This is a genomic window from Pelotalea chapellei (assembly GCF_018531195.1).
Taxonomy (GTDB): Bacteria; Desulfobacterota; Desulfuromonadia; order Geobacterales; family Pseudopelobacteraceae; genus Pelotalea; species Pelotalea chapellei.
Genome location: NZ_JAHDYS010000008.1, coordinates 158,483 through 171,586, shown reverse-complemented (window position 1 = coordinate 171,586; position 13,104 = coordinate 158,483). Strand labels below are relative to the sequence as shown.

Annotated in this window: 12 protein-coding genes and 3 pseudogenes; 4 read left to right on the top strand and 11 right to left on the bottom strand. The window is 54.2% G+C overall.

Translation table 11 applies throughout. From position 1 onward, the window contains the following. Positions 1-15: 15 nt before the first annotated feature. Positions 16-825, bottom strand: a complete 810-nt coding sequence (locus KJB30_RS10295; protein WP_214298769.1) for a metallophosphoesterase family protein — start codon at positions 823-825, stop codon at positions 16-18. Between the two features lie 417 nt (positions 826-1,242). Next, positions 1,243-2,151, bottom strand: coding sequence for a CopD family protein (locus KJB30_RS10290; RefSeq protein WP_214298767.1), 909 nt, complete (start codon positions 2,149-2,151; stop codon positions 1,243-1,245). 112 nt (positions 2,152-2,263) lie between these two features. Here KJB30_RS10290 and KJB30_RS10285 point away from each other — a divergent pair, with 112 nt between their 5' ends. Further along, positions 2,264-2,782, top strand: a complete 519-nt coding sequence (locus KJB30_RS10285; protein WP_214298765.1) for a superoxide dismutase family protein — start codon at positions 2,264-2,266, stop codon at positions 2,780-2,782. 94 nt (positions 2,783-2,876) lie between these two features. Here KJB30_RS10285 and KJB30_RS10280 read toward each other — a convergent pair whose 3' ends face one another. Next, a complete protein-coding gene (locus tag KJB30_RS10280; RefSeq protein ID WP_214298764.1) occupies positions 2,877-4,181 on the bottom strand; it encodes an MFS transporter in 1,305 nt (434 codons plus the stop codon). A gap of 173 nt (positions 4,182-4,354) precedes the next feature. Between KJB30_RS10280 and KJB30_RS10275 the strand changes: the two genes are divergently transcribed. Next, positions 4,355-4,759: a DoxX family protein gene (locus KJB30_RS10275; protein WP_214298762.1), complete on the top strand. Its 405-nt coding sequence runs from the start codon at positions 4,355-4,357 to the stop codon at positions 4,757-4,759. A gap of 98 nt (positions 4,760-4,857) precedes the next feature. Here KJB30_RS10275 and KJB30_RS10270 read toward each other — a convergent pair whose 3' ends face one another. The 5 genes and pseudogenes from KJB30_RS10270 to KJB30_RS10255 form a co-directional block, all read right to left on the bottom strand. Then, entirely contained in the window at positions 4,858-5,349 is a 492-nt protein-coding gene (locus tag KJB30_RS10270; protein WP_214298760.1) for an NUDIX hydrolase, read from the bottom strand. Positions 5,350-5,538: 189 nt separating this feature from the next. Beyond that, positions 5,539-5,952 (bottom strand): annotated as a pseudogene (gene rnhA / locus KJB30_RS18650) (ribonuclease HI); the annotation flags it as partial. 141 nt (positions 5,953-6,093) lie between these two features. Continuing rightward, a pseudogene (locus tag KJB30_RS18645) lies at positions 6,094-6,834 on the bottom strand (5'-3' exonuclease); the annotation flags it as partial. Then, positions 6,831-7,352: pseudogene (locus KJB30_RS10260) on the bottom strand (DUF4337 domain-containing protein); the annotation flags it as partial. The pseudogenes KJB30_RS10260 and KJB30_RS18645, both read right to left, overlap by 4 nt. Before the next feature lie 183 nt (positions 7,353-7,535). Then, positions 7,536-8,054: a dioxygenase family protein gene (locus KJB30_RS10255; protein ID WP_246545621.1), complete on the bottom strand. Its 519-nt coding sequence runs from the start codon at positions 8,052-8,054 to the stop codon at positions 7,536-7,538. Between the two features lie 146 nt (positions 8,055-8,200). On the opposite strand from KJB30_RS10255, the gene KJB30_RS10250 reads away from it, so the two are divergent. Next, positions 8,201-8,803, top strand: coding sequence for a short chain dehydrogenase (locus tag KJB30_RS10250; RefSeq protein WP_214298758.1), 603 nt, complete (start codon positions 8,201-8,203; stop codon positions 8,801-8,803). Positions 8,804-8,938: 135 nt separating this feature from the next. Further along, positions 8,939-9,505 (top strand): Hsp20/alpha crystallin family protein, encoded by a 567-nt coding sequence (locus KJB30_RS10245; protein ID WP_214298756.1) that lies wholly within the window; start codon positions 8,939-8,941, stop codon positions 9,503-9,505. Between the two features lie 94 nt (positions 9,506-9,599). Here the strand turns inward: KJB30_RS10245 and KJB30_RS10240 are convergent, their stop codons facing one another. From KJB30_RS10240 to KJB30_RS10230, 3 genes are all read right to left on the bottom strand, one after another. Beyond that, on the bottom strand, positions 9,600-10,781 hold the full coding sequence (locus tag KJB30_RS10240; protein ID WP_214298754.1) for a hypothetical protein: 1,182 nt from the start codon (positions 10,779-10,781) through the stop codon (positions 9,600-9,602). Positions 10,782-10,826: 45 nt separating this feature from the next. Continuing rightward, positions 10,827-11,357 carry a GNAT family N-acetyltransferase gene (locus tag KJB30_RS10235; protein WP_214298752.1) on the bottom strand — a complete coding sequence of 177 codons (531 nt, stop codon included), beginning with the start codon at positions 11,355-11,357 and terminating at the stop codon, positions 10,827-10,829. 286 nt (positions 11,358-11,643) lie between these two features. Beyond that, positions 11,644-12,861 carry a DUF6178 family protein gene (locus KJB30_RS10230; RefSeq protein WP_246545620.1) on the bottom strand — a complete coding sequence of 406 codons (1,218 nt, stop codon included), beginning with the start codon at positions 12,859-12,861 and terminating at the stop codon, positions 11,644-11,646. Positions 12,862-13,104: the final 243 nt, after the last annotated feature.

Here is a 13,104-nt window from a genome sequence, read left to right as displayed (position 1 = left end):
TTAAGAAGACCGGAGTTAATTCACCCACTGCCCTTCGTGCCGTTCAAATCGTTCCTGCCGGATAAGCTGAAACAACCCGGTCTCACTTTGCCAGGCATAACGGTCGATATCCACAAAAGGTCGCTCGATGCGGATGACATTAAAGGCATTGGGTTCGCCGCGCCCCCGTGAGGATGTGGCTGTACCGGCGTGGACCACCAGGGCAGTATATCCGGGGATGGGATAGCGGCTGGCGGTATCGCCGGTGTGGCTGAGATGATAATGCCCTGCCAGCAGCATGTCGGCGTGGCAATATGCCAGTACATTCATCAACCGTCCTGCACGCCCCACCACCTCCTGTCCAGCGAACTGGCGCGGCAGATCGATCGGATGATGCGTGACAATGATCTTCACGATGTGTGAAGCAAGGGAACAAAATTTTTCTCTGACGTGGCGTATCTGCCTAAGACTTATGCGGCCATTCTTGAAGGTGAGTGAGCGGGCGGTGTTGATCCCCAGCACCGCAATCTCCGTATCCGCATAGTATTGTTCCAGTCTATCGCTGATATAGCGGCGGTAATTGTCGAGAGGCCGGAGGAATCGGCGGGCTATATTATAGAGGGGAATATCGTGATTTCCCGGCACGATCACCTGCGGGGAAGGAAGCTGGTCCAGGAAGGCACGCGCATCGATGAACTGGCTGGGTCTGGCGCGTTGTGTCAAATCCCCCGAGACGACCACCACGTCCGGGGCCACTTCGTGCGCTACCTGGATGAGAGGAGTGACAGTAAGGGGATCTATGCTGCCGAAGTGAATATCTGAAAGATGAAGAATCGTACGCAGCATTATTCCCCCGTACAATCATTGCGATCATGACAGCAGCAGTAAAGGACAACTGTGTCAGTGACATCACAGTATCCAACTATACCATAAGCAAGATTAAGCGCTCGGTGAGGAGCTTGAGATCAGCTGCGGGATGCTGGCGAGTTACATGAGGATGAGTAATGAGGAAGGATCACAGGGTGAAGGTGGGCAACAACAGAATGCTGTAAACTCAGGTTGTTCAAAAATAGTCAGATCATCGCACCCGGAGAACGCCCCGCGGAAGCAGCCCCCTCTCTATCTCTCCCCCGCTGGGGGAGAGCACGCCTTGCCCTCTCCACGTGGGAGAGGGATTGGGTGAGGGCCGCAGCGCTACGCTGCACAAGGGTGTGCTTTCGAGGATGGCGGCGAGATGGCTGTTTTTCAACAACCTGTTCATCTCTACCACCAGCGCCAGAGGGCCAGGATCAGCACGATCAAAAATACGATCGTAAGGTTCATATACGCCATGAAATAAAACACTCGTTCGTGAAGAGGAGCCGGTCGCTTAATTCCGGCAACGAGATGCCCGACGGCAGGCAAAGCCGTCACAAGATCCGCCCCATGGGGTGCTTGCGCCAGTGCTTCGGTCAGGTCTCCCCCAGCCTGGTGACGTCCCATATGCTTGCCCTGCTTCCACAACCGACTGGCAGAAGCGTCGTAGATCGTGCCCTGAAAGGCAATCAGAGCCGGTCGACCCTCGGTACCGTCGCATACAGCCAGCTCTTCAACGCTCATGTCACCGCTGACTATCAGCGGAGACGAGTTGGAGCGTTTTTTCTTCAGGCGCGGACCGATCACCGTAACCACAAACGCCGCTGAAGTGACCATGACCAAATAAAGGCCGATCTTGATCAGCAGCAGAATTCCGAAGCGGGACTGCAGCAGAAGCTCAGGCGAGCCGACCCGGAAGCGGGTCAGGATGATTCCGGTGACTCCCATGACCACCATGGAGACAACGCCGACAAGCACTTCACCGCGTGGTAGGCCTCCCGAGGCATAGGCAGGTTTGAGCACAAGGTGAACGTAGAGAATGGTACCGAACCAGAGAAAAGCAGTGATCAGGTGCAGGTAACCAACGGCAAAACGGAACCAGCGGGCAGTCGCGGAAAGGGCAGGCTTTTGTGGGGTCGCTGTCAGCGTGGCGGCAAATGTTGTCCCCTCGCGGGTCAATTCGCCTCCGCCGGAAGGATCGACATGGCAGGCGGAACAGGCCCGGCCGGTCTGGCGGGCATACTCTTCGGTAGCAAAAGCTGCCAGCGGACAGGCCAGGAGCAGTATCATGACAAATTGTGCAATAGAGCGTTTCATTAAGACTGGTATAACGAGCAGAGGCGGGAAAGTCAAGACTGGCGAGGCTTGACAGCAGACTGACCATGGCTACACTTTTTGTAGTAAAAATCTGGAACCAAAGGAGAAAACCATGATCAAATCCGCCACATGTCTGCTTTTGCTTGCCACTGCCGCTGTGGCAGGGGCTGCCGGAATGGAGAAGAGCATTTCCTCAGCAATTTTTGACCCAGCAGGAAAACCGGTCGGAACGGCAATTTTTTACGAGAAAAAAGGGGGAGTGGAAGTAACAATGAAAGTGACGGGGCTGCAGCCCGGCAAGCATGGGGTGCATATCCATGAAAACGGGAAATGCGAGCCCCCCGGTTTTTCCACTGCAGGCAGTCACTTTAACCCCACCAGCAAGCATCACGGCGCCGGCAGTCCCGGGGGGAAACATGCCGGCGACCTGCCCAATCTGGTGGTACAGTCCGATGGTACCGCGAAATTGACGGCAATTGCCCAAGGAGCGACGCTGGGAACGGGAACGGGCTCCCTGTTGAAGCCTGGAGGCACGGCCCTGGTCATTCACGCCAAGCCGGACGATGAAAAGACCGATCCCAGCGGCAACTCCGGCGACCGGATCGCCTGCGGGGTGATCGGCGCCAAGTAATAGCTTGAGGATTTTCAGCAGAAACAGCAAAGGCGGCCCACGGACCGCCTTTGCTGTTTCTCATCCTGAATGTGCATTAGCCCATAAGTTGAATCTATACCGCCTGCTCTTCCGTTCCAGGCACAATCCCCGGCGCCGCAGCAGACTTCTTGTTAATCCTCAATACCAGACCCGCGGCGAACAGACACATCAGCCCGGAGAGCAGGAAAGCAAACATGTAGTCCCCCAGATAGGTTCTCACACTACCGGCAAAGGTTGCCGAAAGCGCCGCACCGATCTGGTGACTGGCAAAGATCCAGCCAAACATGATCCCCACACTGGCCCTGCCGAATGCTTCTGCAGTTAGTTTCACAGTTGGTGGAACTGTGGCGATCCAGTCCAGGCCATAGAAAATCGCAAATGCCGAAAGCCCCCATTCGGGCCCTGCCAGAGCATAGGGCAGCCCCATCAGCGACAAGCCGCGCAGCCCATAGTAACAGCAGAGCAGATAACGGCTGTTGTATCGATCGGAAAGCCATCCGGAAAAAGTTGTACCAATCAGATCGAGCACTCCCATTAAAGCAAGCAGGCCTGCGGCCCGTACTTCAGGAATGCCGTGATCGACACAGGCCGGGATGAGATGCGTACCAATCAGGCCGTTGGTGCTGGCACCGCAGATGAAGAAACTGCCTGACAAAAGCCAAAAATCCCGGGAGACCAGACCGCGCTGCAACCCGAGTATCGCCACATGGAAGGGATTCCGATGCGGACTGGCTGAGGAGGGGGATATATCATTGCTGTGCGGTTCTTCCCCATATGCCAGAAGATTCTTATCCGCAGGCTGGTTGCGCATGAAAAACAAAACCAGAGGCAGAATGGCCAGAGCTGCACACGCAATGGCAAAAGTCGCTTTTCGCCAGCCATAATGATGTGTCAATTGAGCCAGGAATGGCAGAAAAAGCAATTGCCCCGTAGCCGCACTGGCCGTCAGCACACCCATTACCGTTCCCTGGGATTTGTGAAACCAGCGGCTGACAACGGTGGCGCTCAGACTGTACGCAGTCATCCCCGCGCCACAGCCCACCACGACTCCCCAGATCAGGATCATGTGCCATGGGCGTGTTATCAAAGTTGTGGTACAAACCCCAATCACCAACAGCACCAGCGCTGTCACCATAGTGCGGCGCACGCCGAACTTGTCGAAGAAGGCCGCCGCAAACGGCCCCATCAACCCGTACAGCAGCAGATTCACGGAAACAGCAATGGAGATGGTGGCGCGCGACCAGCCGAATTCATGTTCAATGGGGACAATAAGTACGCCCGGCGTTGACCTGATGCCTGCTGTCACCAGCAGAGTCAGAAACGTGACTCCGGCGACAACCCAGGCATAATGCAGCTTATTTCTGCGTGTTATAATCATGCTCGTCCCTGCGCTCCATATCAAAAATTTCAGGCCCATCCGTGTACCACGGGTTCGCCCCGCAATCAATCCAGTACTGTCAAACATTGGCAATTAATGATGTTGCCACATGCGCACAAGAGACTAAAATAGTCTTGATAGTCAGTTATCCTATGGTAACCGGAGGTATATCCATGAAGTCATTCATGTCAAACTACAACTCCCAGTGCTATGCACTGCTGCGGATTGTTGCCGGTTTTCTGTTTCTGTGGCACGGAGCCCAGAAGTTGTTCGATTTTCCCAGCGGCATGCCCCCCGGAGTGCCGGCCTTCATTACCTACGTAGCCGGACCGATCGAGCTGCTGGGAGGTATTCTGGTGATGATCGGCCTGCTCACGCCCTGGGCAGCCTTCCTTTCCAGCGGATTGATGGCATTCGCCTACTGGATGGGTCACGGCACCAAAGCACTGCTGCCGCTTCAGAATCAAGGGGAACTGGCCGTGCTGTACTGCTTCGTGTTCCTGTTCATCGCCGCCCACGGGAGCGGCATCTGGAGCGTCGATTCTGTGATAAACGGCAACCATCGCAAAAACGCCTGAAACATTCACGACAGGAGCCACTCAGAAGATCAAGTTGTTCCTCTGGTTCGATGGCAAGGCTGAAAAGGCAATTGTTGTTTACGTAGGGAGGGTAGGTATCACATTTGAAGGGGGTCAGCAGGTAATCGGAGGATGGCGAGCTGCTTGCACAGCTGATCGAGAATGGGAACTTGTCCTTTTAAAATTTTCTCTCTGGCAACTGCAACAGAAAACCACTCTGCACGATCCACCTCGGGGAATTCTTTGAATGAACCAGAATTCTTGGGCCATTCCAGTGTGAAGCAATTACTCCTGGCATTGGCTGCATCACAGTCACCCTTTACCGCCCACACCGAAACAACTTTACCGCTCGGCTGCTTTACCGGAGCCAGCTCGACAAACTCTCCTTCAACCTGAAAGCCTGTTTCTTCGAAAAACTCCCGCCGCGCAACCACAAATGGCTCTTCATGGTCTTCATATTCACCCTTGGGAATCGACCAGGAGCCGAGATCTTTTCTGGCCCAGAAGGGTCCCCCGGGATGAACCAGGAGAACTTCAGGAAGTTCGTTTCTGAAACGGTACATCAGTATGCCGGCACTTCTTTTTGGCATTTAGATCCCTTTGCGTATGAAGCAGTATAACGACTAACAGAGCAGCAGCTGGCCATCTGCATCGGCCTCGAACGCAGCTTCCTCGCCAGCCAATAACGAAACAGGCTGAACAGGCACGACTGGCAGCGGAATGTTGATTTCTTCTGCCTCCCGCTCCACCCGCATCGCTTCCTCGATCGCCAGCATCCCCGCCTCTGCCGCCCGTTTTGCCAACCGGTCGCAACGTTCATTGAAGGGATGCCCGTTATGGCCGCGCACCCATTCCCATGTGACCTTATGCTTGGCAGACAAAATGGACAGCTGTTGCCAGAGATCCTGATTTTTGAGAGCGCCCTCGGTCTCGAGACGGCCGCTTCGGATCCAGCCCTGCAGCCATTCGCTCATCCCTCTGACCAGGTATTGCGAATCACTGAAGATATGCACCCGCTTGGGCTTCTGCAATGCTTCCAACCCTCTGATCGCCGCGGTCAGCTCCATACGCTGGGAGGTGGCTGCAGGCTCAAAGCCGCTCAACTCTTTCTCGGATTCCCCATAGCGCAGGATCACCCCATACCCTCCGGGGCCGGACTCTCTGCCCGAGCCATCGCAGTAGATCTCCACCACGCCAGGGGGAGGCAGAGTAAAGGCAATTGCCAGCGACGCAAATTCCAGCTCGTGCAGCAGGGGCATCAGCAAGGGCAGGTTCGGCAGCTGACGCTGCAGTTCCGCAAGCGACAGTTCCAGGTGAACGTCGTAACGGACAGTGGCCAGTATTTTGGAGAGTCGAGCCTGTTCGGCATAAACACAGATATTCTCCCGGCGCTGTTTGCCCTTTACCAGATCTTTCCAGCGGATGACCCCTTCCAGGGAACCGAACTGATTGATCAGCCCGGCGGCGGTCTTCTCGCCGATTCCGGGTACTCCCGGGATATTGTCCGACACATCGCCGGCCAGTCCCAGAACATCCGGCACCAGCTCCGGCAGGACGCCGAAGCGTTCCAAAACCTCTCGGGGTCCGCAGCGCTGATCCTTCATCGTATCCAACAGCTCGATTCCCTTTCCGACGATCTGCATCAGGTCCTTGTCACCGGTCACGACCGTGACATGAACTCCTTCTGCAGCATAGCGGCGTGCCAAGGTGGCAATGACATCGTCAGCTTCGAAACCAGGCACTTCCAGAGCCGGGATAGAGAGAGCATGCAAGATCTTCCTGATGTATGGCAGCTGGGCCACCAAATCCTCGGGCATATCATCCCGATGCGCTTTGTATGCGGGGTAAATCTCGCGACGGAAGGTTGCATCCCGGGGAGGATCGAATACAACGGCAAAGTACTCGGGACGGTTCTCATGCAGAAGGTTGAGCAGCATCCGGGTGAAGCCGAGAATGGCATTGGAGGGCATCCCGCCGGAGGTGACACAATCCCGGACACCGTAATAGGCGCGATAGATGTAACTGGAACCATCCAGCAGATAAAGCTGCGGCGCTGACTTCAAATCTTCAATCACGTCAATAACCCGATAAGTGCGGAGGGATGCAGCGGCAGCCCCAAAAGGCCGGCCAGCCCTACGATCATTCCAAACGCGGCGAAGATCCAGGCAAGAACAATCAGCCTGCGTTTCCCGGTCAAAGCGGTAATGGCCAGCATGGCCAGCGATATGGAAAGCGTAGCATCGGATAAATCAAACTGATCATCGCGATAGTTTAAGTCGTCATATTGCTTTTCAAATCCTTTGGCTTTTTTGCTCAACCCCTCTTCCTCGATCTGATAGCGGGAAATTGAATTCTGATACTGTTTCTGCTGGGCAATCAGCACCTCGGCTCCCTTGCTCGGCGCCAGAGCCTGTAGCGCTTGAACCTGGCTCAAGCCCAACTCGGCCATATGCTGCTTGACCTTCTTGGACTGATACTCGTTCCAGGTGTCCACGGCATCAGACTTGGTCTGAAGCATGGCTTGAACGATGTTATCGTCCTTCACCTTTGTAACAGCCATAAAAACGGAAACGATTGCTACCGTGATTGCAACCCAGTTGTTGAGTCGATTTTTAGCCTAAGATTCGTCGAGACGCTCCTGAAGCGCATTGATCTCACTCATATTTCTCTCCTTCAAAAGCTTATCTGAAATCGGTTAAGTATATGTTTACGTTGACCAGAAAGCAAGAAGGGCGCCCCAGCGGGTGCCCTTCTTTGATTATATTTATGAGGAATCCTATCGCCCCACAGGGTTCCTTACCTTTTCCTTCCCCTTGATTTCAGGGACCAAAACCAGGTCATAGACGGCTTTCGTAGTATTTTTCTTGGGATAATGCTGTGTTATCAGACCTTCAAACCCCTTTGCATCTACCAGCATATGGATGTGAGACGGCCGTCGCCCGTAAGGTGGCGGCAAGAAGGTTTGCAGACTGTAGCGACCCTCACTATCGGAAAACAGAGTCGCCCGGTATTGATCACTGTAACTGCCGTCCGGACCGGCCTGCCATATTTCAATCCGCACATTGGGAAGGGGGCGGCAATCTCCCGCTGAGCGAACTGTTCCACTCAACACATACCCGGTGCCTATACTGTTTCTAACCGGTGCGTTGGGGCGGTAAAAAGGGCCGATTTCATCCCAGGGGGTCGGAGGGCAGCTGGCCGCCATAGTAACTGCAGTGCATGTGATCAACACCAGCAGGATGATCAGACAGCCCGCACTGCATCTGACCAGCATATATTTCAAGGTAGCATTCATATATCCCAGTATACCAGATCGCGCTCTGGTCTTTCTCCCCCGTCTCATCCACCTGTATGACGAGAGCAGACAGGAAGGTCAGATTCAAAGATTTTCGGATCGAGGTACAATTACAGAAGAAGTTGAATGTTCACAAGGAGGATCTGATGCGTATCATACTAATCGGTGGTACCGGAACAATCGGCCGGGAGGTTGCGAAGGCGCTGAGTGCGAGCAACGAAGTGATCAGTGCCAGCCGGAGCAGCGGTGATCTGCGGATCGACATGGCCAATCCCGAGAGCGTGGAAGCGTTCTTTCAAGGTGTCGGGAAATTCGATGCAATTGTGAGTGCCGCTGGAAGCGCCCGTTTCGGCCCGCTGGACGACCTGGAGTATGAGGACTTCCTGTTCAGCTTCAGGAACAAGCTGATGGGCCAGATCAATCTGGTCAGGATCGGCCGCAACTACATTAATGACAACGGCTCGATAACCCTCACCAGCGGCATACTGGGCAGGGAGCCGATGCCGGGCGGCAGTGCCATCAGCATGGTCAACGCCGGCCTGGAAGGCTTTGTGCGTGCGGCCCAGCTGGAGCTGGAACGTGGGGTGCGGGTAAACGTTGTCAGCCCGGTCTGGGTGCAGGAAACCCTGCTGGCAATGGGTAACAAACTGCTGGAGGGCATGCCCGCCGCCCTTGTCGCCCGGGCTTATGTAGCCAGCGTCACCGGCACCATGAAGGGGACGGTGCTTGAGGTGGATGATTACACCTGAGAAAAAGGAGGAAGGCTCTGGATTAGGTAATTCCGAGGTGAGAGCACAGCTGGATACATCAAACCCTCTTGATCACTTATTGCCATAATTGGTATAATTCTATCGTAGGTCATTGAATTCATGGAGGTGTGAGCCATGAGAAAACATAATGAAACAGCACTGAGAGAACATGAACCGAGAGAAGAAAGAGAAGTAACCGTCAGCCGGACACCTGGTGCATCCCTTGAGACGATCCCGACGATGACCAGAATTGAACGGGAAATGCTCACAACCTTGCACGAAATGGAGCGGTGGTTTGAAGACACTCTCCATCGTCCGTTCTTCGGTTTTCACCGGCTCCCATTGACAACCTTCAGGGGTGAGCAGAAGAGTACCGATTTCGTGCCGGCCCTCGATATGTTCGAGGAAGGAAACGAGCTGATCATCAGGGCGGAACTTGCAGGAGTGAAACGGGAGGACATCAAACTGGAACTTTCCGGCAACAGACTGGTCTTAAGCGGTGAAAAAACAGGTGGGGAAACCGTCGAGCGAAAAGGTTATTACCGGGTTGAACAGTGCTACGGCAGCTTCAGCCGTTCGATCGAGCTTCCCGAGGGGGTTAACCTGGAAGATGTTAAGGCCAGTCATAAAGATGGTGTGCTGGAGATACGAATTCCGAAAATTGCCGAGACCGGCAACATCCGAAACGTACCAATCAGCTGATAATTGAATATGAACAGAAACATGCAAAGAGAGGGGGAGCTTTTGGCTCCCCCTCTCTTTGTGCTTAAGCAGGTTATTTTCAGACGTAAGTCTGCTACTTCCAGTTGATCCCAGTCACCTTCATTTCAACCTTTTCCAAAGCTACTCTACCCTTCAAACCAAATCTGTAGACCTTCCCCGTTTTCCACTCCTTCTCAAAAGGAAGGCGCACTACATCGCGCCCACGTGCGGGTCCGGGATCGATGAAAAGTTCACCCTTGGCATAGCGGAGGGAGATGGTGCGCGTCTCAGCCCCTGCCTTCACGGTCAGACTCAGGCTTTCCCCTTCTGAAATTCGCAGTGCAGCACGCTCCACATTCTGATTCTGGCCCCGCACCTTCATCTCCCCTGAAAGCAGAAATACTTCCAGAGTGCGTGGAGGACCTTCCACTGCAGGGGATGAGACAGGTTGTCCCGGCGGCGGTTTAACCGGTTCGCGCACAACCACCGGTGGCGTCTTGGGGGGATTGCGTACCGTTGCCGGTGGCGTGCCAGGAGGCTCGCGGACGGCCAGGGGCGGCGGTTTCGGCTTCTCTTCTTCTCTTGGAATCACCTGTGGGGATCTTCGATGCTCCTTCTCCCGGATCACCACCGGCGGCGCTTCTTCTCTGATCACGGCCAGGCGGGGCAGCTCCCGCTCATGACGGCTGGAACGGTCGCGAACTTCAACAAACAGATCCACTCCACGCAGATCGAGCGCCCCCCGGGTTCCGGTATCGGCATACACGGTTCCTCGCCCCCAGCGCCGCTCGTAAGGGAAACGGCTTCCATCAAGGGAAAGAGCACCCCCGCCATAGCTCACGACCAGATCAGCCCCTCGTCCCCTGCCATCCGACACTCCTATTTTAACCGTTTCACCGTCGGCAATGGTGAAGGTTATCGGCTCGTAGCGGTGGTGACGATCCCCAAGCTTGATCCTGCCCCCCTGCAAGCGGACCCGGATCAACTCCCCATAGGCACCCTCACCCCGATGGATCGCCTCTATCCGCTCACGCCGTGCTCTTTCAATCTCGGCCTGCCGCACCCTCTCCCGCTCGCGCTCAAAGGCCTGACGACGGGCCCGCTCTTCCGCCGCCTGACGACGGGCCTGCTGTTCCCGCTCATAGACCCGCATCGCCTCAATCCGCTCCGACTCGCTCATTCGGTCCCAGGTCTCCTGTGGAACGCCATACATGGAGGGAGCACATGCAACGAAGAGCGTTATCAGAGCGAGGCAGACAATCAACAGCTTTTTCATAAAAACATCTCCATGCAACAAAGGAAGAAAATAATCAAATAGCGATCAGGAATGCTTACCGTGCCTGTGCTTCTTTCCATGAGGGGCTGCCGGCGCGATGACCGGAACAAACTCCGGCTCATACCCGACAACAAAGCTGGTGGCAACGATGTTGCCCATGCTCAGGAAATGGGCGTTGTTTATATCGAACGGACAAATGGGCTGACTGCACGGCTCAAAGCCAAACTTCCTGTAATAATTCGGTTCCCCCAGTACGAACAGGGGCTGGCCCTTGATCGCCTCCTGCCGCAAGGCAAACCTGAGCAGTTCCGTGCCCACCCCCTGTTTCTGAAACTCCGGTGTCACCGCCATGGGCGCCAGATGCAATCCGCAGATATCCCTGCCATGATACGCATTGGAAAAGGCGATGTAGGCGATGACTTTGTTGGAATGGAGGCAGACCCATTCGTGGAGCGGCCTGCCATTGGCGTGCAGTTTCCGCACCAGCTCAGCTTCATAGTTACTGCGGGGAAAGGCACATTGCAGAAGCGCATATACCTTTGCGCGGTTTTCGATTGTCAGTTTCTGTATTTTCATAATTGTCTCATCTCCACGACTTATGCGCTGCTTGCTTATTTGGGCATTAAATTGGGCCCGGACTCCCCGCTGTTCACTTGCTTCCGGTATCAGAGATACCTGCCGAGGCACGATTGTATCCGGCCTCCCTCAGCAAGTCAAAAGAGAAGGAAAGCCTTCACACTACCGCCTGCTTCGGCATTGTACCAGATGAAACCAGACCCGCTTCCCGCTGAGTGCTCCAGAAACAGGAACAACAAAGGCGACCAGTTGGCCGCCTTTGAATTGTCTCTATATTTATCCTGCTTCAATTCAACTCATCCGTCCCATCTTCCAGAGTTGTTAAAAAATCAGACACATTCCTGAAATCCTGCATTTCGTGAAATTCCCGGTAACCATCAATACCGTCGTCATCCAATCCACGGTAATAGCGAGGTCTGGGACTTTTCAGCCCGGACAGGACTTCACCGGTAGCATAACTTGAATCGTTCAACTTGTCTGCCCTGTGTTTCAGGCCAAGTACAATGCTAAAGCCAAGACGGAACAGGTTTTTCAGATACTCGCCGCGCAGAATCTCGACCCCCTTGGCTTCATCCCCTTTGCTGAGGTACTCAAGGGCAATATTCAAATAACCGTAAACCCTTTCCACTACCGCCAGCATGTATGGCGTGTCGGCCAGGTGTGCTTCATCAGCCACAAGAGCGGTGTTTATAAGATAGTTCAGCTCCATGCGGAAAAGTTCCGAGTCTACCTGCAGAATAGCCCTCTCCAGTAGTGTTTTATCGGTCAACATGATATCGGGAAGATTATTCGATACATCGGTCTGCAACAGCACTTTGGTATGGCTGGGTGTAAAGGTGGCCGGATTAATTCGGGAATAGATCTCACGTGCCTCGTCAAGGGGAGGAAAGCCCAGATCGGCAAGACGTCCCGACTTCAAGCGATAACACTCCTCTTCACCTTCCACATCGATATCACTGCTGACGCTTTCCATCAGCGCAGTATAGAGGGGGTTGTCATAGCGGCAGACCAAATCTATAAAGCGGCCGATTACCTCGGCATTTTCTGGTTTCTTGAATTTTATGAGAAACACATCATCGAAGGTGTGATCCCACTCAATCAAGCGTTCTTCATCGGTATTGAGGTCTCCAATGCCACCCGCGACAAAAATTTCCCTCCCCAGAAAAAGTGTGAGGAGATTGAAATCCAGATGGGGAAGTAATTCCAGGAAATGCTCCTCACTCCCTTTCAGGATATACCCGAAATATTCCATCGCCTTATCTTCGGAAAAGGTCCAGCCTCTCCAGAGTTCCATATCCAGAATGAAAACGCACTGCCGTGGATTTGCCAACCCCAGCAATTGCATGGCATCAGGGGTGTCAATTTCCTTGAAAAGCCAGTACAAGGCCTGGGGGTGCATGGACCAGGTCAGCTGCTTGCCCTCCGGGTCTCCCAGTATAAGACTCACCCGTTCCTTGGGGGATACTCCGGCCAAGTACGTGAGTTTATCGGGAAAAGGCAGCATGCTAAATTCCTCCCTGCCAAGCCTTGTCCTCTGTGTCGCTGCCATGTCTGTAGCTGTTTCAGTTTTACAATCTTTCAATGCCCATTCTCCTTTTCATGCGTTACCTGTTGTCATGGGTCCTTATATAGCTTCATCCCTACCATGGAATTCAGTGCAAAACAAAAGGCGGCTTGATCGGCCGCCCTATCTGAAATTGGCACCATAATACGAGGAATTTCCAGTTCTGGCAAGCATGGAGGCTTC

Excerpts from the sequence above, each read along its gene's own strand:
- KJB30_RS10280 (WP_214298764.1), bottom strand. The coding sequence starts at position 4,181 with ATGATTATAACACGCAGAAATAAGCTGCATTATGCCTGGGTTGTCGCC.
- KJB30_RS10285 (WP_214298765.1), top strand. The coding sequence starts at position 2,264 with ATGATCAAATCCGCCACATGTCTGCTTTTGCTTGCCACTGCCGCTGTG.
- KJB30_RS10270 (WP_214298760.1), bottom strand. The coding sequence starts at position 5,349 with ATGCCAAAAAGAAGTGCCGGCATACTGATGTACCGTTTCAGAAACGAA.
- KJB30_RS10245 (WP_214298756.1), top strand. The coding sequence starts at position 8,939 with ATGAGAAAACATAATGAAACAGCACTGAGAGAACATGAACCGAGAGAA.
- KJB30_RS10240 (WP_214298754.1), bottom strand. The coding sequence starts at position 10,781 with ATGAAAAAGCTGTTGATTGTCTGCCTCGCTCTGATAACGCTCTTCGTT.
- KJB30_RS10255 (WP_246545621.1), bottom strand. The coding sequence starts at position 8,054 with ATGAATGCTACCTTGAAATATATGCTGGTCAGATGCAGTGCGGGCTGT.
- KJB30_RS10230 (WP_246545620.1), bottom strand. The coding sequence starts at position 12,861 with ATGCTGCCTTTTCCCGATAAACTCACGTACTTGGCCGGAGTATCCCCC.
- KJB30_RS10275 (WP_214298762.1), top strand. The coding sequence starts at position 4,355 with ATGAAGTCATTCATGTCAAACTACAACTCCCAGTGCTATGCACTGCTG.
- KJB30_RS10235 (WP_214298752.1), bottom strand. The coding sequence starts at position 11,357 with ATGAAAATACAGAAACTGACAATCGAAAACCGCGCAAAGGTATATGCG.
- KJB30_RS10250 (WP_214298758.1), top strand. The coding sequence starts at position 8,201 with ATGCGTATCATACTAATCGGTGGTACCGGAACAATCGGCCGGGAGGTT.
- KJB30_RS10295 (WP_214298769.1), bottom strand. The coding sequence starts at position 825 with ATGCTGCGTACGATTCTTCATCTTTCAGATATTCACTTCGGCAGCATA.
- KJB30_RS10290 (WP_214298767.1), bottom strand. The coding sequence starts at position 2,151 with ATGAAACGCTCTATTGCACAATTTGTCATGATACTGCTCCTGGCCTGT.